This is a genomic window from Patescibacteria group bacterium, assembly GCA_041650895.1.
GTDB lineage: Bacteria > Patescibacteriota > Patescibacteriia > 2-01-FULL-39-33 > 2-01-FULL-39-33 > CAISTG01.
This window is the reverse complement of record JBAZKF010000004.1, coordinates 1-21,974: the sequence shown is the minus strand read 5'-3', so window position 1 is coordinate 21,974 and position 21,974 is coordinate 1. Positions and strand designations below refer to the sequence as shown.

General features: G+C 42.7%; 17 protein-coding genes. 4 read left to right on the top strand and 13 right to left on the bottom strand.

The annotated features are described in order from the left end of the window. The 5 genes from WC473_05815 to WC473_05795 all read right to left on the bottom strand — a co-directional run. The coding region (locus WC473_05815) for a hypothetical protein (protein ID MFA5125307.1) at positions 1–195 on the bottom strand (195 nt) is incomplete at its 3' end. A 162-nt stretch (positions 196–357) separates the two neighbouring features. Beyond that, on the bottom strand, positions 358–1,107 hold the full coding sequence (locus tag WC473_05810) for a class I SAM-dependent methyltransferase (GenBank protein MFA5125306.1): 750 nt from the start codon (positions 1,105–1,107) through the stop codon (positions 358–360). Positions 1,108–1,432: 325 nt separating this feature from the next. Further along, complete coding sequence (locus tag WC473_05805) at positions 1,433–2,119, bottom strand: hypothetical protein (GenBank protein ID MFA5125305.1); 687 nt, start codon at positions 2,117–2,119, stop codon at positions 1,433–1,435. A gap of 20 nt (positions 2,120–2,139) precedes the next feature. Next, positions 2,140–8,241, bottom strand: a complete 6,102-nt coding sequence (locus tag WC473_05800; GenBank protein MFA5125304.1) for an RHS repeat-associated core domain-containing protein — start codon at positions 8,239–8,241, stop codon at positions 2,140–2,142. A 13-nt stretch (positions 8,242–8,254) separates the two neighbouring features. Next, positions 8,255–10,198 (bottom strand): SpvB/TcaC N-terminal domain-containing protein, encoded by a 1,944-nt coding sequence (locus tag WC473_05795; GenBank protein ID MFA5125303.1) that lies wholly within the window; start codon positions 10,196–10,198, stop codon positions 8,255–8,257. Between the two features lie 161 nt (positions 10,199–10,359). Here WC473_05795 and WC473_05790 point away from each other — a divergent pair, with 161 nt between their 5' ends. Genes WC473_05790 through WC473_05775 form a run of 4 tightly spaced genes read left to right on the top strand, consistent with a single transcriptional unit; the run spans position 10,360 to position 14,532 of the window. Then, a complete protein-coding gene (locus WC473_05790) occupies positions 10,360–10,917 on the top strand; it encodes an XRE family transcriptional regulator (protein ID MFA5125302.1) in 558 nt (185 codons plus the stop codon). A gap of 24 nt (positions 10,918–10,941) precedes the next feature. Beyond that, positions 10,942–11,316 carry a response regulator gene (locus WC473_05785; GenBank protein MFA5125301.1) on the top strand — a complete coding sequence of 125 codons (375 nt, stop codon included), beginning with the start codon at positions 10,942–10,944 and terminating at the stop codon, positions 11,314–11,316. A 4-nt stretch (positions 11,317–11,320) separates the two neighbouring features. Further along, positions 11,321–12,931: an ATP-binding protein gene (locus WC473_05780; GenBank protein ID MFA5125300.1), complete on the top strand. Its 1,611-nt coding sequence runs from the start codon at positions 11,321–11,323 to the stop codon at positions 12,929–12,931. Next, the gene (locus WC473_05775; protein MFA5125299.1) at positions 12,922–14,532 is read left to right on the top strand and encodes an ATP-binding protein; all 1,611 of its coding nucleotides are present in this window, start codon (positions 12,922–12,924) and stop codon (positions 14,530–14,532) included. Before WC473_05780 ends, WC473_05775 begins: the two co-directional genes overlap by 10 nt. Here the strand turns inward: WC473_05775 and WC473_05770 are convergent. From WC473_05770 to WC473_05735, 8 genes are all read right to left on the bottom strand, one after another. Beyond that, positions 14,513–16,042 carry an ATP-binding protein gene (locus WC473_05770; protein MFA5125298.1) on the bottom strand — a complete coding sequence of 510 codons (1,530 nt, stop codon included), beginning with the start codon at positions 16,040–16,042 and terminating at the stop codon, positions 14,513–14,515. The genes WC473_05775 and WC473_05770 overlap by 20 nt on opposite strands. Positions 16,043–16,695: 653 nt before the next feature. Next, positions 16,696–17,793, bottom strand: a complete 1,098-nt coding sequence (locus WC473_05765) for a hypothetical protein (GenBank protein ID MFA5125297.1) — start codon at positions 17,791–17,793, stop codon at positions 16,696–16,698. After that, positions 17,780–19,015, bottom strand: coding sequence for a beta-ketoacyl-[acyl-carrier-protein] synthase family protein (locus WC473_05760; GenBank protein MFA5125296.1), 1,236 nt, complete (start codon positions 19,013–19,015; stop codon positions 17,780–17,782). The genes WC473_05765 and WC473_05760 overlap by 14 nt, the downstream gene beginning before the upstream one ends. Further along, positions 19,012–19,449, bottom strand: a complete 438-nt coding sequence (gene fabZ, locus WC473_05755; protein MFA5125295.1) for a 3-hydroxyacyl-ACP dehydratase FabZ — start codon at positions 19,447–19,449, stop codon at positions 19,012–19,014. The genes WC473_05760 and fabZ overlap by 4 nt, the downstream gene beginning before the upstream one ends. Before the next feature lie 32 nt (positions 19,450–19,481). Continuing rightward, positions 19,482–19,730, bottom strand: coding sequence for an acyl carrier protein (locus WC473_05750; protein MFA5125294.1), 249 nt, complete (start codon positions 19,728–19,730; stop codon positions 19,482–19,484). Positions 19,731–19,758: 28 nt separating this feature from the next. Beyond that, positions 19,759–20,520: a 3-oxoacyl-[acyl-carrier-protein] reductase gene (fabG, locus tag WC473_05745; protein ID MFA5125293.1), complete on the bottom strand. Its 762-nt coding sequence runs from the start codon at positions 20,518–20,520 to the stop codon at positions 19,759–19,761. Next, positions 20,510–21,748 (bottom strand): beta-ketoacyl-[acyl-carrier-protein] synthase family protein, encoded by a 1,239-nt coding sequence (locus WC473_05740; GenBank protein ID MFA5125292.1) that lies wholly within the window; start codon positions 21,746–21,748, stop codon positions 20,510–20,512. The genes fabG and WC473_05740 overlap by 11 nt, the downstream gene beginning before the upstream one ends. Positions 21,749–21,779: 31 nt before the next feature. Further along, positions 21,780–21,974 (bottom strand): helix-turn-helix domain-containing protein (locus WC473_05735; protein ID MFA5125291.1); only part of this gene is annotated, 195 nt, incomplete at its 5' end.

The window sequence follows — 21,974 nt, the reverse complement described above, 5'->3', positions numbered from 1 at the left end:
AAAAGCGATATTTAAAGCTGAAACTGAGCCGAGAACAGCGCTGAATATCCCCTTGTCCACCACAACACCGGCATGGGTCTCCTGCCACAACAGGTTTCCCGCTGTTTGCGCGTCATAAATTCTGAAGGTAACATCATAAGCGCCTGTCAGAGGCACGCCGCTGGAATTAGTCAACCGCCCCTGGTAATTGATCATGTGAGGGATTGCCGCCAATGCCCCCATTGCCCACATGAAAAACGCAACCAGGAATATGCACCATGTGTTTATCCTTTGCCGTCTTTTCATCGCTCCTCCTCTTGTTCCAGTTAAGAATCTGAATATATTTCCATTTATGGAACAATACGAACAAAAAAAATCTTATGAGTTCTTCTCCGCTTTAATAATAAGATGCCTCCCATAAAGCAATTCATTTGTAAGTAGTATTTTATTGATTCTACGATAATCAACCCCTCCCTTTTCGATCGATCTATTCGCTTTCGCGTTTAATTGGAATCTGATAAAAGGCAAAAGCAAAAAGTACCCAAAACCCTCGTAAACACTCGTGCATATATCTTCAATGCGGAAACCGCACTCCTTCAATAAATATTCAAGTTCATGGAATCTCCAGGGCATAACATGAACTTGAGAAACATCTATCCCCGTCGCCAGATTATATCCTGCGTGTTCTATGGGCGGTTCGCGGAAATATTCATACGCACCTTCAATCAAATATCTGAATCTCGATTTCAGATTCAATATATTCGGCGTAGAGAGGATAATCTTTCCGCCCTTTTTCAAAATACGCCCCAATTCTTTGATTAACCCGTATGGATCCTTCAGATGCTCAATCACCTCTGCCATAAGAACAAGATCAAACGAATCATCTTGAAACGGCAAAGCCCCCTGTCCTTCAAGCTTAACGAACTTCATTAAATCTTTGTGCTGAAAACCTTCCGTGACATCAACGCCCACAACGTCAAATCCCATGCGATGCAATTCTATAGAATACATCCCCTGCGCAGCGCCAAAATCAAGGACCCTGCCTCTCGCCTCATTCTCGAAAACCCGCAAAATGGCTTTTAATAATAGATTTTCTTTTTTTCTTCTTCGCCATAAACTAAATAGCATTTAATTTAATTTCCTTAAATCCTTCTCAGACATTTGAGAAATCTTAGAATCCAAATCCCTTAGGGCCTCATTCATACTGGCTTCCATCAACGTAACGTACGACCTGCAATCATATCCACAGTTGTAATATAACCTCTGTACTGTTGTTTCCTCTTTTGTAAAACCGTACTCCCAGAGAGGAGCATCAACGCCTTCCTTATTCAAAAACATATTTAATCTTAACACAACCCGGGAAGATCCAATCCTCCCCATCGCACCACTTCCGCCATAGCTCCTTATTACTCATTAAGCTTTGGGTACCCGGTCCTATTAATTTTTATTGTGTTCATCCAAGTTTTTCAAAAAAATCTTTAAAATATGAATCCTGCATGACATTATAGACTGAATTTTCCATTTTTTTTAAAAAAATACTAATACCAAAACAAAGAAATTCTTCCTTTGTTTTCATTTTATATTGATACCTATTTAATCCAATAAAATTTTCTACAATATCGTTTAAAAATTCGCTATTTTTATCTTCGGGCACGTATACGTCTATAAGCTGCGAGGTATACAAAACACTTTTTGTAGCGAATGTATATGAAGTAAACATTTCTTTTGTTAATTTACGCCGGATAAAGTTTTCGCTTTTACTATCATGTCGCAAAATAATCGATTTTGAATCCCAGAGATCTTTTTGATAATCCTTTACCTCAAATAACCATTTGTAACGTCTATCATCTAATAAATGTATTCCATATATAGCATTTTCTAATTCCGTAAATTTTTCTAATTTCTTATAATTCCTTTCTCCTTGGCAACAATAATAGAATAGATTCCCTGCCTCCAGGGACTGCATTTCATTGCTAGGCTTCTCTGAATAATTATACGCAGGCGCATAATCCTTACATAAGAATTCATACCCAATAAGGATAAGAGGAAAATCAAAATTATGTTTCTTGCAATGCTGCTTTCTGTCAGCTACAAAATTCAAGCATTCACCACATTGAGCGAAACCTTTACCATTAGGCATATTTCTCTCTTTTTAAAAATTTAATTAGTGAGCACTTCTTTCATATAAGCAGCATGTCCGCTAGGATTATTTGAATAATATCCATATACCTGTGTATTAGATAAACTTATACTCCCCTCGTGAATATATTCAAATCTAGTCCAGCCACTTACAGAATCTCGGACTAAGTTTGAAGAAAGCATAAGATTTTTGCTATTTAAACCCACAAAATATTGGGCTCTTGAGGAATCAATTTGATTAGGAGATGGTATTTGAAGCGTATTTGCTGTAAAACTAGGAGCATCGAAGCCAGGCAAAAGGTCAGCTAAATAGACCTTCCCTCCTTGTCCTTCTCGAATTGTTTGAGATAACTGAATACCTTCTAAACCTTTTTCACTAGTAAAATGTACTTTGGCGCCTTTAAGTCTAATCTGTAGCGTTCTGTCCGTACTTAGGGTTTGTTGTGCTCCTCCATAATTTCCGCTTCCAACTTGATCCATAAAAATTTTGGCGTTTGTAGCACGGATGTCCGCTCCATGTAGAATGCTTTGCCATCCCTTGGCATAACTATATCCAACGGCAGCTCCTGTAATAAAACCAGTACCAAAGCCTATAGCGCCGCCCTTTAAAACATCAAGAAAGCTCCCCTCTCCTCCGGCAAAGCCTGATGCCATTCCCGAACCAACCGCCCCAATACCAAACTCAAGCCCGGTTATTAAAGCACCACCAACAGCTGTAATAGCCTGTTTCGCCGCTTCAGCCGCTGCCTGCAATGCTTGCCCAACCCCAAACCCTATCGCTCCTGTTGCTCCGCCAAAAACTGCGCCAAAAAAAATGCCGCCCCAGATGCTACCACCGGCTTGAGCGGCTGAGATGCCGCCACTTATCGCTCCAACTATTGCTCCAATAATTGCAGCTACCCAGAAAAAATGCCCACTCGGATCGACATATTTGATAGGATTATTTCGGCAATAGGCATAACGATTCAAGGATTGCGGATCATAGGGCGCCTGGACAATGGTGTCGGCAGAAACGAAGCGGCCGATCTCGGGGTCGTAATATCTCGCGCTATAGAAATAGAGGCCGGTTGAGTCTAATTCTTTGCCTGTGAACTTATAGGCAGTGGCGTCTGTGCCTTCGTTGTGTGCAACCGTACCGTAGGGCGCGTATTCCAGATACTGCACCTGTTGGCCGTCCTGATCAGTGATGATACTCGAGGACCCCAAATGGTCGCCGTGATAATAATCCGTGGTCGATGCTCCGCCATCCACAGACTTAACGCTGCAAACCCGTGTTGATCCGGCAAAGATATGCTTTACCATTGCCTGCTGCCCGCTGGCCGAAGCTTGAATTTCAAAGAGCGACCCGATATAGGTCGTGGTTCGGATTTCGTTATTCGCAGTTCGGGAAGCCTTTACACGTCCACCGTCCCCGTCATACATAAATGACGTCACAGCATCGGGTTGAGTTATCCTAATTATACGATTTTCAACGTCATATTCCAGGGTTTTATTTTTCCCTGATGTCATATTCCCGTTGGCATCGTATTGGTAGCTGTAGCTGCCTGCGGACGTCACGGCATGCGGCCCGACATTCGCGCCGTATAACATAAAACCAACATCTGACTTATACGTCATGTTGCCAATGGCATCGTATTGAAAATTATGATTGGACGTGCCGGATCCATCGGGAATATTCTGCGCGGAAGTCAAGCGATCCAGCTCATCATAGCCGAACGTGCGGATATTATTACGCAGATTATCCGTTAAGGTCACCACATTGCCGTTTTTGTCAAAGACATAGTTCAAATCCTGCAGATCCGCGCTTCCAGCCATCGTGTGTATACGAGCCAACCTCAAATCTTGACCATACATGTAGTCCGTGCATGTGCCGTTAGCGTATTGGATCTGGCGCATACGGCCCTGGGCATCATAGTTCATCGAATTCACATAGTTCGTTGTGTTAGACGAGCTAAACACCTTGTCCAAGAAACCGGAATTGATGTCGTAAGAATACTCGACTACTTCAGCGTCGGGGTAGATCAATTTTGTCAAACGATCCCAGGCATCATATTCTCTTTGAAACTCATACGCGTGAGCATCAACAGTTTTGACAGACTTTATTTCCCGGCCAAGCTTGTCATAGAAGAATTCCGTCGTCCCGGAACCGTCGACGACTTTCGACAGGCGACCTATGCAGTTCTCCTTGGCTGCTTCATCGTAAATATATGTTACGAGCATCTGCCCATCAGCCTGTTTGCCGGTCAACCGGTTTAAATCATCGTAGCTGAATTCCAAAACCTGATTTTTTGCATCGACCTGCTTTATCAAATTCCCCAGAAGATCGTATTCGTATGTCCAGACCCCCATATCAGGGTCATCCATCCTTATCTTGCGCCCCGCAGAGTCATACCAAATCTGCGAAGCGTTCCCCTGGGCGTCTGTTACCTTAAGCAGGTTATCTTGAATATCATATTCATAAACTGTCTTAAATACCCCTCCCTGAGTGAATTCCGTGACCTCAATAATATTGCCGTAAACATCTTTCAGGGTCCCTTTCTTGTGGCCCATCGGATCAACGGTCTCAACATAAAGCGGTGCAACGTAAAAAATCTGACTTTCAGCATCTTTAGCCGTCCCCGGAAAATCTGATATCGTCTTCTTGATCCGGCCGCGGATATCGTATTCGTATTTTACATATGAAATCTGGGTCTCCGGCTCATCAACATAATGCGCCATTGATTCCTTCTCGATCCGGCCTTTGTCGTCGAAATAGGCTTCGGTTGAAACCTGACGGCTGTTCTCTCCATCCTCCCCGCTTGAAACCGTCTTGTATTTTCTAGCCAGGCCATCCACGTATTCCATTTTTTCAAGATTACCTTGCCGGGAAACTTTAGTATTGAAATCAGGGTAATTGAATTCTATTGTAACTTCGGCATAAGCGTTCATTGTCTGAATAGGACGACCAAGAGAATCATGAGAGGTCGAGCTTGTATTACCATTAGGATCTGTCGACTGGGTAATCACACCCAATTTTGGGTCATAAACGTAAGAAACCATATGACCTAACGTATTAGTGATATTCAGAGGAAAAGAATTGAATACCGTCTCATATTCCGTCGTCACTGTGCGGCCCAAGGCATCCGTCGTCGTCAATACATTACCGAAAATGTCGTAAGAATAGATGCTGACCACTGATTGCTGACTGCCTGTTAAAGGATTGAGAATAAAGACAGACTCTTTACTTAAATTGCCGCGTGAATCGTATTCAAGGCTTTTCTTTGTCACAGTAACGCCATCTTTATCTTTTAAGAGAACTTCCACAGGTCGATTCAAACCATCCTGGTAAGCCTGGGCATATGTTGTTTCCGTCGCTTTTTCATCGCCTTCTTTCGAAATATCACCCAAACTCTTCGCTTCCAGAAGATTGCCTATAGCATCGTAGGCAAATTCACTGGCCGTACTTACAGCAACCCCGCCCTCTTCCCAGACAGTTGTATCTTGACGAACAAGGGCCGAAAAACCAAGAACATTATCAGTAGGACCGGCCTTCCTGACATCGTATGTATTGACCGTCTGGCTGATCTGGCGGGCATTCCCATCGAACGCGACAATCTTTTCAATTTGACCCTTTAAAGCGCCATCCTGGTCTGACTTTCCCTGATAGAAATACGTTTCCGTATAATTTCCCGCAATAGGATCTATCGCTTTGACTTTTCCAAATCCGCGAAATTCTCTCTCTCCGGCATCATAATAACCATCGGAAAAAATGAACTGTTGGCTATAGGCCTCCTGCGGCGATCCGACAGGTAGCGTATCAATAATTTTGATCTCAGACGCTACCTGTACTGGAAACGGCAGATAGGGGTTGTCCGCGGCAGAGGCATAAGAATAGACGATTTCTGTTTTTCCACCGATACCATTATCTATGCCATGGAGTAAATCCGGAGACCTTTGATCCACGATCTGCGTTTTCCATCGTAAAATACCGATCAATTCATGGTCATAACTGGCGCGATCTGATATGCCATCGCCGTTAAAGTCGCCGGTTGTGACGAATTCATCGGCGCTGCTGCCAAAACTCCCCAGGAGCCCTTTCGTCGAAAAATCTTCTCCTGTTGAAACCGCAAAATACCAATCCGGGGTAAGCTTATCCCAATAGCCGATATCTGAAATCCCATCGTTGTTATAATCCGAAACAACCGGGTCCTTACCGGCCCCGAATCCCGAAATCCAAACGCCTCCGTCCACAAAAGCCCTGCCGTTGGAAAGCGCGACTTTATATTCACCGCTTGTTTTCTTAACAAGGCAGAGGTCGGCCAATGAGTCTCCGTTAAAATCACCCATCAACACCGAATAATTCGTTCCAAAACCGGCCAGCCACGTCGTCATGGCACCAAAACCGCTGCCCTGGCTTAAAACGACTCGCACCTCTCCTGTTTCTTTGTTATATAACCCAAAATCACAATATTTATCTCCATTGAAATTCCCAGAAAAAACAAGCCATGACGAAGGATTTTCCGTAAAATCCAGCCATAACGCAGGCAAAGACAATCCGCTTCCCGTCGATAAGGCTATACGCAGTTCACCGTTCGTCTTGTTATACAGTCCGGCATCGGCTTTTCCATCACCATTAAAATCTCCCCCTACTGGAGATACATCGACACCAGTCGTCCCCGACTGAAGCCAGTCGGCGGCATTCGTAAAAACGCCGCCTTCTGAAATCACCACCTCCCAAACCCCTGTTGCGCCGTTATAGAGCCCCAGATCGCACAGAGCGTCGCCGTTGAAATCGCCCATGATCGGAAACATAAGGTTGGTTGACGCATTCGGATCTACGACATCTACGCCAGCCGAACTCTCGACGCTTAAGCCGCCCATATCCGTAACAATGGCGGAAACGACATGATCCCCTGCATTGTCAAAGGAAACTGTCTTCTCATACACACCATTTAGATCACCAGAGGCTATCTCCTGGCTGTCTTTCTTCAAAACGAAGACCAACCCATCCCCATCCGGGTCACTGCTCGAAATCCTAACTACAACATCTTCGCCTTTATTGATAGTATATGCACTCAAGGTTAAATCAACTTCCGGAGGTCGATTGACGTTGCTAACAACAATACATCCATTTTCAGTAACTGTATCAATGCCATCCGAAGCCGTGATGCTATAGGAATATGAGCCGGCATCATCGTATCCTGTCAGCCATTTCCCAGTCGTATCCAAGGGGGACGAGAAATAGTAACTGATCGCATCGCCATCCGCATCAGTCGCTTGTGGAATCACGGCCACCAATTGACCTTCCTGAACCGTGATATCAGTCAGGGTCGACAGGACCGGCGGCCGGTTCACATTACTGACATTGACCTTAACATTTTGGCTGGCAACAAGACCGGTGGCATCCGTGGCCGTAACAGTGACGACATACATCCCCGCGTCGTCAAAGTCTGTCTGCCACCGGCCCTGCGCATCAAACGGTGCCGTAAACGCATAGGCGATCTCATCATCATCCAAGTCGGTCGCGTGCGGCATAATCACAATTTCCTGGTTTTCATCCCCATAAATGTCAGGAATATAATCAAGAACAGGCGCATTATCCACACCTCCCACCTGCAGGGTCACTTCATTCGAGTTGACGGAATTTCCTTCCGTATCCTCTGCCTTGAACACAACCTTCTCAGTGCCAAACCATCCCTGGGCTTGTGAAAAGCCTACCTCGTGTGTCGCAGGATCAATCTGAACGACAATATTCTGATTACCGCTGACGGAATAATTCAAGACATTGCCATCAAAGCTCAAAAAGTGATCATCAAAGTCAAATGCATTTGTTTTAGCCTCATTCTCCTGCCAATTCTGATTGGGGATGGCTTGCGTTAAAATGGGTGGATTTGATTTAATTGTTGCCATATAACCGCTTTCCAGAACTAAAGCTGCACTCTGGGCCCGGCCGACACACGACTCACCCAAACCATCCTGGACGAGACTAAAATTTGAGGCCGCTCGGCTTCCTGCCCCTTGAGCGACGGCGCCACTTTGTATCACCAAGGTTGAACCAGCCATACCGAACGCCAATGACTCTTTCACGCCACCGAACACCAATATATGAGCACAGATCAAAACAACAGAGACAATTTTGCGCATAAATACCTCTATCTTAGTTATTGTTTTGGTACTCAAAGATTTGGCTGGGAAAACAAATACCGTCGCTGGCACACTGTTGGAATGAAGACACGATCGAACGATCCGTGTCATCACTCTTGCCATATTCGATGGCATAACGCCAAACCAGGTCGCCGTTACACTTTGCCAGGATCTCTTTAAGACGCTTTGCTGTCTCTATCTTTGCCCCGCTCATATAGTTAAGTATATGGTCTGCCCTGTCCTCTAGAACAAAATCAACCGTATTCCTGCCCGCAACGCCGGCATTTTCATTTCCTGTATAAGTGATACGCAATAAATATGCCTTCCCGGCATCCTTAAAGTAATCATATTTCACATCGTTACCATTCGTATCCAAAACCTTAGTCAAATACCAAGCAAATGTCCCTCCCCAACCCGCCTCCTTGCTTTCATCCGTCTCGCCGAATTTCAAGATATTGCCGTCTTTCCCCAAAGCTCTCCATCTGTCATTGTTCTCCTTATAAAATCTGGTAAACGAAGATTCAATTTTTGCCTGATACAGGTTATCGACCAAATGCACCAATTCCGTGGTCCCGGCATCCGTAACTAAATAGAATGTATCTTTGGTATCGTCGTACGTCGGCACGCCCAGACGCGTGGATCGGACAATATATCCTTGCTTCAGATCAAACCCCATGCCCAGCCAAGAATTCGCATTTGAAGAACGATAGACAAGCGCAAGCGAAGGCTGTATGCCTTTTCGCCCCGGCGCCACAGTTATCGGAAGACTATGGCTGAATGCCCCTGTTAAAAGATCCGGCAACGGAATCTTGACTCCGCCGCCGATCGGCGCACCCTGAGAAACCAGATTTATCAAAGCCGCATATGTGGAAAAATGATCCACCAGAAACGTTACACTAAAACCATCAGAGGAAATAACCGACGTCTTTCCCGTAGAGTTGATCTTCTGTTGTACGCTATCGTAGAGTCCCAATTCAACCGGCGTCCCCGGAATACCGGCCTGGTCCAGTTGATAAATGAGTTGAACTGGAATATTAAAAACCAGACCATAAGGTTTGCACTCGACAACATTCAGAAGGATTGTCTGATTTGGCACAGCGCCTTCCATGACCTCTGGGTTCACGGGGAGTATCTCAAAACCACGCGCTGCAGATATGGCACCTTCCGGAATGATCAATTTTGTCTTCCCGTCAGATGAAAGGACTTCACCCCCCTCAGACCCTATGATTGTCCCTGGTTCTGTGATCGTGCATACACCCTTTTTTGTCCAGCCGGCTTTTAAACCCCCAGCATCCTGCACATATAGGTATATGTTCTTTGCGCCCAAAAAAGTTTCTTTGAATAAAACCACCCAGCGAACCGTCATTTTCGTGCCGCTACCGGAAACGCTTATTTGTGAACAATCCATCCTGACATATGAATTCTCAAGCATTCTGGCCGTTCCAGGTGCGCATCCTGTCCCCCATGAAGTATTGGCATCGTTGCGTAAATAAAGCTTATTGGTTGCTCGGTTATAATAAGCCTCAAACGAATTCGTCTTATTAGTCGTCACATTCACATGGATATAGGCCATCTTGATATTTTTCCATCCATCCGCATCGTTATACACAGTCGTAAATGTCGCATAATCATTGACCGAAAGAACCGTGCTGGCGGGAGAAACCGGGCCCAAGGTTGGGGATGCCGCGAAAACCGAAACTGGAAAAAACGAAATAAAGCTTAAAACAACAAGAAGCCTTTTCATAGATATTCTCCTGCGTTTCAACCATAAACAATGAGATTCAGGATTACGGCGCGAACAGACCGTATTGTCTTTACATAAACCGCAATGACGAGGCATACCCTTTTTGAGGAATTGCTCGGCGAGTTCTTCTCTAAGTTCAAAGGCGATTATTTCTCTCATTTTTGCGGCAGCATATAACTTTTGTTGCAATAACGAGTATACACTTTGTTCCATTTATGTCAATAATTATTTTTCCATAAATGGAACAAAATGCGTAACATATTGTAATTCAAAATGATATGAATATGTAAATTTGCAATCTTAGCACAATAATTTTTCCAATTTCGTTTGACTTTTTGTTCCAGTTATGATATCTTTAAACAAAGGAGAAAGCTATGAAATTAGGCGAAAAACTTAAAGCATTGAGGAAACAGAAGGATCTAACGCTGGATAAACTCGCTGAGATTTCCGGGGTTGCCAAAGCTACTTTGAGCCGCATTGAGAACGGCGTAACAACGGGCAATCTCAATACACATCTTAAGATCTGCGAAGCATTAGGCGTAAACCTGGGAGAACTTTACAAAGGATTGGAGAACGCCGAAGAAAAAGTGGTCTCTTTCGATGAAAAGACAATTAAGGATGCGGAAGTTTTTAATTACGATGAGAAGGTGTCTTCCATCATTCTGGCTAAACAAACCGGAAAAAAGAAAATGTTGCCCCAACTTTTGATCATAGAGCCGCAGAAAGGCACGCCAACAGAAGAAAACTCTCCAGGAACGGATAAATTCATCTTTTGCCTTGAGGGGGAAACAGAATTAAAGATCGGGGACAAAACCTATCAGCTTAAAAAAAATGGCAGCACTTACTTCGATGCATCCCTCCCTCACTCTGTCAAAAACGCCGGCTCAAAAACCGCAAAGCTGATCACAGTTGTTAGCCCGGTCGCATTATAATCAAATCGGCTATGAACTTTCTTCATGGGAGGAAACATGACAGCTAAAAAAAGAATTTTAATATGTGACGACGAAGAAGGCATCAGAGAATCTTTAAAACTCATCCTGGAAAATGACTATGATCTCGTCTTCAGCTGCAGCGGCAAGGAATGCCTTGAAAAACTCGAGCGTCAGAAAGATATCAAACTCGTCCTGCTGGATATTAAAATGCCCAAACAAAACGGCCTTGAGGTCACCCGTGAGATTAAACGCGTGCGGCCTGACATCAAAATCATCATCGTCACCGGCTATGCCAGTCCCGAAATAGCACAAGAGGCCATATCTGTCGGCGCTGACGACTACATCCCAAAACCTTTTGCTTCAAAGGAAATCCTCGACAAAGTAAGTGAATCCCTCTGATTTCATGTCTTCAATAAACTGGTTCTTCTTCTCAAGCCTATCCCTCAGCATAACATCTTTATTTCTTATAATTGTTCTTCTAATTTTTGGAAATGAAAAAGTACATAAAATGTGGCTCTTCTTTAATGTTGCCCTTTTTATCTGGGGAACATCTGCCACCCTATCCAGCATTATTCCTTTTTCTCATATTAACCTAGTTGATTTTTGCTGGCGTATAGGTTGCTTTGCCGTAACTTTTACTTCTCCGGCAATTAGTCACATAGCTTTTTATCTTTCGAAAAGAAATCTCAAAAAATTTACATTAGCTGCCTATGCACAAGCATTCATTTTCGGCATCCTAATCGTCTCTACAAATTTAGTATTTAGAATAGCGGATATCCCATTCCAAGGCAAAATCCTTGTAAATATGGGACCATTATATTTTTATTGGTTTTTAGCTTGGTTCATCACTTGCTTATATACCCATCTAGTTTTAATTAATAGTTATTTAATCGATAAAAACTCGGGAATTCAATATTTCCAAATTCCGCTGCTAATCTCTTTTCTTATCGGATCATTGAATTTTTTAATACCTCTAAGATTTTCTATTTTCCAGATAGGTAACTTTGGATGCACACTGTATTGTCTACTTGTTACTTATTTCATTTTCAGACACCATCTTATTGGAATGCAAATTATATATAAAAGAGGACTCTTCTATTCAATCCTCATTACTCTTTTAATAGTTACATATCTATCATTAGTAATTTTGACAGAATGGTTATTCAAGGGCTTATTTGGTTATAAATCAATAATTGTTAGTTTATTTTTTTCAACCATTATTGCAATATTATTTAATCCGATTCGAGAACGAGTACAAAAATTTGTTGATAGAATATTCCTCGGGAAAACACCTCAAGAAATAGCCAACGAAAACAATCTTCTAAAGCAAAAGCTCGAACACTCTGAACGTCTAAAAACCGCCAGCGCATTGGCTTTGGGACTCGCTCATGAAATTAAAAATCCAATAACGACAATCAAAACCTTTGCTGAATATCTACCAGAAAAACTTGATGATAAAGATTTTTTAAAAAAATTTTCTAGGCTTATTCCAGCTGAAACAGAACGCATTAATAATATCATTCAACAACTACTCCGATTTTCCAAGCCTTCAGCTCCAAAATTTCAACAAACATATATTCAACAGATCATCCGAGAAAACTTAGCCTTTTTAAACAGCGAGTTTTTGAAACGAAGGATAGAATTATCTGAAATATACGAAGATGAAAATAATACCATTCATGCAGATCCCGAACAGATAAAACAGGTTTTTTTTAATATTATTTTTAACGCTATGGAAGCTATACCTCGGGGCGGGACAATAGTCATCGAAATAAAATTATTGGATAATTACTTTCTGGAAATATCTATAAAAGATAATGGCAGCGGAATTTCGAAAGATGATTTGCCCCATATCTTCGATCCCTTTTTTAGCAAAAAGGAATCCGGCACTGGCCTTGGTCTCGCAATCACCCACCAAATTGTAAAAAACCATAATGGAAAAATTGAAGTCCAAAGCAAAATAAATAAAGGCACTATCGTTAAATTACAATTCCCTATCTATCAATGCAAATAAATTTCCTTACTACTACTAGCCTTATTCTTGTATTTTCGTCCTTATCGGTAATCCTTATAGTATTCAGATTTGGTACCCTTAATGCTATTCATAGAGCCTGGCTTGCAATGAATGTTTCAATCCTTGGATGGGCCATTGGGGCAACTATTCTAAGCATAAAAACTCTTGAATTAGGGACAGCATTGCAGATTGCAAAGATAACTAACATTTTTGTTACTTCGATAGCTCTTACATTATTACATTTTATTCATACTTTAACCAACAAGCCAAATTTAAAAACGTGTCTCTTCTTCTACTGCTTTGGCTATATTTTCATCATCATGATGTTCATACCAAATGCAGTATATACAAATTTAATCCATTCATATAATTATCTTTTACTCCCAATAAGGGGCCCCTTCTATCTAGCTTGGTTTGTTTTTTGGCTTCTCACCGTAATCTTAGCACATTTCTATTTAATCATTTTTTATATAAGAAATATTGATAAAAAACAAAAAACCGAGGTACTCTTACTATTCATTGCCCTCGCTATTGGGTGTATTTGCGGAGCGATTAACTTTTTATATTTTATTAACTTTTGGTTTTACCCATTAGCCAATTTTGGTATATCACTTTACTGTATGATTTTTACTTATGCGGTTTTTAAACACCAGATTATGGGGCTCGAGATAGTTCTTCGGAAAGGCCTCCTCTATTCAAGTCTGATAACTATTTTTACCTGTATATATTTAATCGTTATCCTCATCAGCGAATGGTTATTTAGAGGCATCCTTGGGTATAGATCTTTTTTTCTCAGTCTACTATCCGCTGTGATTATCGCTCTTTTGTTTAATCCTTTACGTGATAAAATTCAAAATTATATCGACCGTCTTTTCCTGGGGAAAACAACCAAGGAATTAGCCAAAGAAAATGAATTGCTTAAACAAGAAATTGAGCGTGCCGAGCGGCTCAAGGCTGTGAGCTCTCTTGCGCTTGGAGTCGCTCATGAGATAAAAAACCCTTTGACGGCGCTAAAGACATTCACTGAATTTTTACCGGAAAAATACAAAGATGAAAACTTTTTAAAAAAATTTTCTAAAATTGTCCCCAAGGAAGTCGACAGGATTAACCGTATCGTACGACAACTTTTAGATTTTTCTAAACCAGAACCCCCTCTGCTAAGGTCCATTAACATTTGTGATAGTATCAAAGAAATACTTGAATTAATGAGCAATAATTTTTTGAAGAAAAAAATACAGATCGTTGAACAATATGACGATTACAATCTAGCTGCAAATATTGATACCGGACAGATTAAACAAGTCTTATTTAACATTATTATCAATGCAATAGATTCGATGCCCAATGGTGGAAAAATCTGCATTTCAACAAAATCTGTTGAAGACAAAAGAATTGAGATAATTTTAAAAGATGACGGCTGCGGAATATCAAAGGAAAATCTAAAAAATGTCTTTAACCCGTTTTTTAGCACAAAGGATAAAGGAACGGGGTTAGGCCTTGCTATTTGTCATCAAATCATCAAAAATCATAATGGTACAATTAGAATTGAAAGTGAATTAGGTTTGGGTACTTCTGTAATAGTTAGGCTGCCGCGAGCGTAGGCTTGATAGGAAGACTAACAGTAAAACACGTCCCAGACCGATAAACAGAATCTATTTTAAGCTGACCACTGTGAGAAGCGATAATTTTTTCAATAACATATAAACCAAGACCCGTCCCCTTTCGTGAAGTTGCCTTTGTAGTAAAGAAAGGCGTGTAAAGTTTTTTCACATCTTCAGTCTTAATGCCTATGCCATTATCTTGAACATTCACATGTATGCAGGTTTGATCTGACATAGCTGAAATCTCGATTCTTCCTCGGTATCCTTCTTCATTTAAATATATCTGCCGTTCTTTTATGGCATCATAGGCATTATCTATTAGATTAAAGAAAACTTCCTGCAATTGAACAATATTAGCATTGAGACACGGAAGATTTGATGGAATGTCTCTAACGAGGTCAATTTCCCTAAGCTTAATCTTATAGCTCACCATCTCTACCGCACCCTCCAAAACATCCTTAAAAGAAACTCTTTCAAATCCTCCTTGGCCAGGACGGGAGTATTTAAGCAATCCTTTCACTACCTCGCCCCCCTGCAGAACATTCGCCTGAATACGTTCTAGTGAATTCTTAAGATCGTTGAATATCTGCTTTATCTCTTCGCTGCACTGAGAGCAATCATAAGTTTTTATAACGTCCAAGGAGTCGCCAGCAATCAGAGAAAGAGCATGGAACCTATTATTAATCTGATGCGACAGGCCGTCTGCCATGGTGCCGATTGTCGCCATCTTCTCGGCTTGAAAAAGTGACTCCTGCGTCTTCCTAATTTCCTCATAGAACTGCGCATTTTCAATAGCCAGAGCAGCTTGGTTGGCCAAAACAGAAAATACCGCCAAATCATCCTGTGAATACATCTTTCCCGAACGCTTCTCACCCAAAACAAGTATTCCAATAAGGCGATCCTCCACAAAACTCGGAACAATCAAAGCAGCATTCAACTGAGTCAACTGTTCAACCAAACTTAACAAGATGGTATTCTGCGATCCCTCTTTCAACCTTATAATAAACTCTTCAGTCACTAGCGGCTCTTTATCCTTGTTCAGCTGCCAAATCAAAGGAGAACCCACGTCGATGGCTTTTGTAGCAATACTGACCCCCCTTGCCGCTCTCATGGCTTTCAAGACGTAAAATGAGCCCTCCTCGTTCAATAAGTAGATTATTGAATGTTTGATTCTGACAATTTTTGTTATGACATAAACGATAAGCTTTAATAATAAATCGAGATTTCTGATTCTAATCATACCTGAAGAAGCACCCCTCAAAATGTTCTGGTAATTTTTTTGTTCTCTAAGCAATCTGTTTTCAGCTTTACTATCGAAATATATGTAGAGAAAGGGGCCTAGAGTTGCCAAAGTAGTAGAAAAAAGAAAAGGCACAATCCACCAAGATGAGCCAAAGAGAACGACTAATTCATTCTGCCAAAAATAAATAATTAACAAAGGTGTTCCCAAAATTAAAGAATATGTTGCCACAAAAATACCTGAGCGCGTTGCTATAAGTCTAACATCCATAAGTCGATATCGGATGATGCCGTAAAGAATAGGAACATTACAAAATGCAAAAAGATAATTTATATATGGTGAAGTTGACAGGTTGTAAGCAGGAAGAAAATTGCATGATCCTAATACAAAACCTATACCAGATCCGATTAATACATATTTAAGTTGTTGCCTTTTAATCCCTGTGACACGATAAAGCTTATTAAACATAAGAATGAAAGCATAGATTACAGTTAAACCAAAAAAGACCATGAAGAAACTATATAAAATACCGGGTGAAGTGTAATAACCAAAATATGGCCTCAGCACCACGTCTTTTATAAATAAATCAGAAAACGGTGGCGAGAGAAATAGAACAAAACAAAAACCTATGCCATAAACAAACGGTAGAATTTTGGTTTTTTGCTCTAACAAAAGCACGGTGGCATGGAAAAAACAAATTGGAATGAAAATTATTCCTAGAAACATTAATCTATTCCAAAATAAAGCCCAATGAGGAATTATAATGGTCGATTCTATAAATTGTGAAAAACACCAAAGCGAAATACTAAATTCGAATAAAGCCCACATGATATTTAACAAACTACGTCGATTTTTCAAATATACCAACAATCCCAAAATAAATGTACTAACACTTGCGATTAAGCAAGAAAATGCATAATGGTTCATTTTGCATCTCCTAAAAGGTAACCGGCGAGATTACGGAAAGCAGCAGCATCAAGACCTATTTTTGAACCGACCTCATCCATCTCAATCATATTGTTCTCATCAACCTTTCCCAAGGCATAATGATTTCTCACTCCCAGCCAAGAAAGGATAAGTGCTTCTGCAAGACAACCATGGACCTCTTCTTTCCCTAGCCCAAAATTAAAATGTAAATCCACCCCAGGGACCTTTGCAATAGCCGAAGAAACGACTAACACATCTGGCCTTGCAAGAATAGTTTCTTTTGATACATTAGGCGGATAGGCACCATCGATAACTAAAGCATTTTTTTTCAAAAATTCTTTTCTTATGATTCCCTTCACTGCATTTGTAACAACTATGATGGCATCAGCTTCTTTTATAGACTCAATCTTCTCAGACAACACTAGCTTAGTCTTAATATTGCTCTGGTTACCAAAAATGTTTCTTATCTCTTTGAGTTGAATATCAATCAATAAAAGCTTGTTCACATTATTAATTAAAGCTTTAGCACATCCTGATCCAACGGAACCTCCAGCTCCCACTACTGCAACAGTAACATCAGATAATTTAATTCCTTTAAGAGATAAAGCTCTTTTAAGGTTCTTAATGGCAATAACGGCAGAGTAGGTATTTCCAGTTGTAATGCCAAGCTTGGTCTTCCCCAAAAGATCGAGACCATCACGTACAGCTATTGAAGTAAAAGCTCCCAAGCTAACAATTTTACAGCCAGCTTTTTCGGCAAGCTGAATCCCTTGCAATATTCTATGAGCAGCAAAACTTCTATTTTCCATGATTTGGGCCGCAGTAAGAAAACATAAGATTGAAATTCCGCGAAGCTTTTTATTATTTTTATCTCTAAAACCAGTAATCTGAGAAACAATTAATGGAGGCATATGCCTAAATATAAAACTTTTAAACGGAACAAAAAAAATATTATCTGGAATAACTTCAAAATTTGGTAAATTTGCCATAAAAGCAAAATCGCCACTAAAAATGAACTTTTGACTCACACCCTTAGGGATGATTGAAAACAAAAAATTTAAAATAAGTTGCTTGATAAATTTAAAGGTATTCATTCTTAAAAAGAATTGAACAATTATTACCGCCAAAAGCACATGAATTATTTAACGCGATTTCGAGTTTATGCCTTATTGCTACGTTAGGAACACAAAAAATAGCGCAATCTTCATCCGATGTCTCAAAGTTAATTGTTGGAGGGAGAACCTGATCTCTTATAGAAAGACAACAAACAATTGATTCAACAGCAGAAGCTGCGCCCATCGTATGGCCAAGTATGGATTTTATAGAACTACATGGAATGGATTTTAATCTCTCCCCAAAAACTCTCTTCAGGGCGGCACACTCAACTTTATCATTTTGAGGTGTCCCTGTGCCGTGGGCGCTTATATAGTCAATTTGTTCTTTAGAAACTTCGGAATTTTTTAATGCCTTCTTCATACAACTAGCAATTCCTTCCTCGGATGGCTGAGTCATATGATGGGCGTCGCAACTTAAGCCATATCCGAGTATTTCAGCATAGATTTTCGCGCCCCGGTCCTGGGCATGCTCAAACGATTCCAAAAGCAAAACGCCCGCCCCCTCCCCCAACATCATGCCTTTCCTGTTTTTATCGAAAGGCTGACATTTTTCGGGAGCCATGGCCAATAGACGATTAAATCCCGTGAAGGCAACTCTTGAAAATGCATCGACGCCACCACAGAGGAATATTTCCCCGCCTCCCTGACGAATCAGGTCAAAACCATATCCTATTGCATAATTAGCCGAAGAACATGCTGTCGGCATAACCGCATTAAAACCATCAAAAGAAAAATGCGTAGCGACATTTACGGAAAGATTATTGGATGTGTAACGAGAGATTAATTTCTCGACTAGTTCAGATTGGCCTTTCTTAACCCATACCTTATCGAGCTTTTCCAAAATTTGAGCCTCTCCCATTGTTGTCCCAAGCAAAACGCCGGTCTTCTCAATCCGGCGTTCTTTTAGACCCGCATCTTCCAAGGCCAACTTCGTTGCTGCAATGACCATCTGGGAGGCGCGTCCCAAATGTTTGATTTTTCGCTTATCAATAAAATGTTCGGGACGGAAATTTTTAACTTCTCCGCCTTTGTGGATAGGATAATCGGAGGTATCAAAAGCCTCAATGTCAGAGATACCCGGCTTGCCGGCAATAAGGTTCTTCCAAAATTCCGCAACACCGATGCCAATAGAAGACACAACACCCAACCCCGTAACAACAACGCGGCGTTTAATATTTCTGGCTTTAGGGGGAGGCTTCATGCGGATTTGGCATCCTGGGAACCAAAGGCGATTTCCGCTTCGGCGACCTTATGCTCCTCTATCATAACGACTGCTTTAAAAATCCCCATTTTTGACATCATCTTTATGGGTTCAACCGTGATCACCATTTGGTCGCCAGGGATGACGGGCTTTGAAAAGCGGCTTTTGACAGAAACAAGAAAAAGCACCTTGTCATTGGGGAATATCTGCTTGTAAAGAATAATACCTGTCTGGGCCATAGCCTCGATGATAAGAACGCCCGGCATAATAGGCTGCCCGGGAAAATGGCCCTTGAAGAACTGTTCGCTGGCTGTCACGTTCTTGATGGCAACAACCTTCTCAGGCGAAGCCTCCATGACCCGGTCAATCATTAAAAATGGGAATCGTTGAGGGATAAGTTTTTTGATATCTTCAGACCCAAAAGAATTTTTCATTGTCTCCTTGCGTTCTTTAGGCACTGGCCCGCCTATTTATTCTTTTTTTTCGCCGCCATAACCATCTGGACGATCTTATTGACAGTAGTCATCTCCTTGAGCTTCTCTTCAGGAACCGCGATGCGGTATTTCTTTTCAAGAGCCGCCAGGATCTCAAGCGCCATCATAGAATCAGCGCCCACATCCTGGATCAAATGCGCATCGAGTGGAATTTCGCCCTTGTTTTTCTCAATCACTGTCGCGACGATCTCCAAGACTTCTTCCTGAACGCTGCGCGCCATCCGTCAGTCCCTCCTATTCACCTAGTTGTCAATTGCTCGTATGCAGACCGCCATCGACCTTGATGACTTGGCCCGTGATGTAATTGGACTGCTCGCTTAAGAGAAATAAAACGGCCTTGGCTATGTCTTGCGGATGGCCGAACCGGCCCAAAGGGACGGCGCGGCGGAATTTATCCTTGAGCTCCTCCTTGAGGACACCCAGCATGTCCGTCTCAATAAAGCCGGGTGCCACGCAATTGACGCGGATATTGTAGGGCGCGACCTCCTGGGCCAGGGCGCGGGTCAAACCGATAATGCCCGCCTTGGATGCCGAATAGTTCACCTGCCGCGCAATGCCGGAAATCCCGCTGATAGATGAGATATTGACGATATTGCCCTTCTTTTGCTTGAGAAACGTCACAATGCACGAACGCGCCATATTGAAACAGCCGGTGAGATTGACATCGACGACTTCCTTCCAGTCCTCTTTTTCCATCGTCATAAAGGCCTTATCGCGCGTGATGCCGGCATTGCTGACAAGAAAATCCAGACCTCCGAAATATGCCTTGACCTGCTCCACAAAATCCCGGCAAGTATCATAATCGCGCACGTCGCCCTTGAAACTCAGGGCCTCGGAACCAGCGTCCGCGACTTCCTGGAGCAGTTTTTTTGCTTCAGAATCGCTTTTGACGTATGTGAAGGCGACTTTGGCGCCTGCGGCGACAAGCTCCCTGACGATTGCCCGGCCGATACCCCTGCTGCCGCCAGAAACGATGCCAATCCGGTCTTTGAGCAACGAATCATTCTTCATATTTTGACAGGACAACTGCCGTGTTGACTCCGCTGGGCCCGAAACAACTGACGAGGACATGGTTAATGTCCGCTTTTTGCGATACGCCGGCCTTGCAATTGAGACCGCAGTCCGGGTCTCTCTCCTTGAAATTCACCGTCGGAGGAATAAATCCCTGCTCGATGCTTCCCGATGCCGCCGCCAATTGCATGGCGCCGGAAGCGCTGAACGTCTCGCCCACCATGGACTTGATCGCGCTCACCGGCGTCTTTTGGGCCGCCGAACCGAAGACCTCCTGAATAGCCTCCGCTTCGATCCGGTCTGCTTCGCGCGTGGAATTCGCATTAGCGCTGATGCAGTCGATATCTTTGACATCCAGATCGGCGTCTACCAATGCCTCTTTCAAGGCCTTGCGGATGCCTGTGCCCAGCCGGTGATATTTATTGATGCGGTAAGGAACGAATTCATAGCCCAGGGAAGAAACCTTGGCATAAATGTGTGCGCCTCGGGCCCTGGCGCTCTCCAGGTCCTCAATAAGTAACATCACTGCGCCCTCTCCGAACACAATCCCGTTACGCCTGCGGTCAAAAGGACAATTCAGTTCCCGATCGTCATCTTTGGACCCCGAAAGGAACTGGAGCTTATAAAAACCGAGATACGTCTGCAGGCAAAGCTCTTCGACCCCTCCCACCAAAACCGCCCTGGCGCGGCCCAGCCGGATGAAATCACAGGCGTACTTTAAGGCATCCATACTGGATGTAAATCCCGTGGAAATCGTCGTATTAAAACCCTTGATGCCGAAACGGATCGATATCTGGCTTGCCGGGGAATTGATGACGGTATTGGGAAAAAGCGCCGGGTTGACATATCGCGGCCCCTCGACAAGGGCGGTCTTATCGAATTCACTGATGCTCCAGACGCTCCCCAAGGTCGTTCCCAAGACGACGCCTGTCTCATCCGCGTTGTCCTCTGTGACCGTAAAATGCCCGTCGTCCAAGGCAAGCTTGGCCGCTACATTCACAAGTTTTGTCGAACGGTCAAGGAGGCGAAGCCCCTTGTCCCCCAGATAAAGCTTCGCATCGAAATCTTTGATCTCTCCAGCCTGCTTGGACTTCATAGAACCTGTATCAAAAAGGCTCACGGGCTTGATGCCGCTGGCCCCCTTCTGAAGGGCGTTCCAGAAAGCTTCCTTTCCTATGCCGTTCGAAGCAACGACACCAATGCCTGTAATGACGATCTCATTTTTCATAATGCCTTCATCTCTCCCAAAACAAAAGTAGTCAACAAAAAACCCCTTTTTTCAAAGGGGCCTTAGTTGATCGTCTATTTTTTCCGCTTCCCTCTCTCGTGCGTATCCACTCGTCGAGGGCTTCTTTTCTGAATCTCCATCCATGGCCGATCTTGAACGCCGGCAGGACGCCTTGCCGCGCAAGCTTATGCACCGTAAAGATGTGCAGGTGCAGGTAATCCGCGAC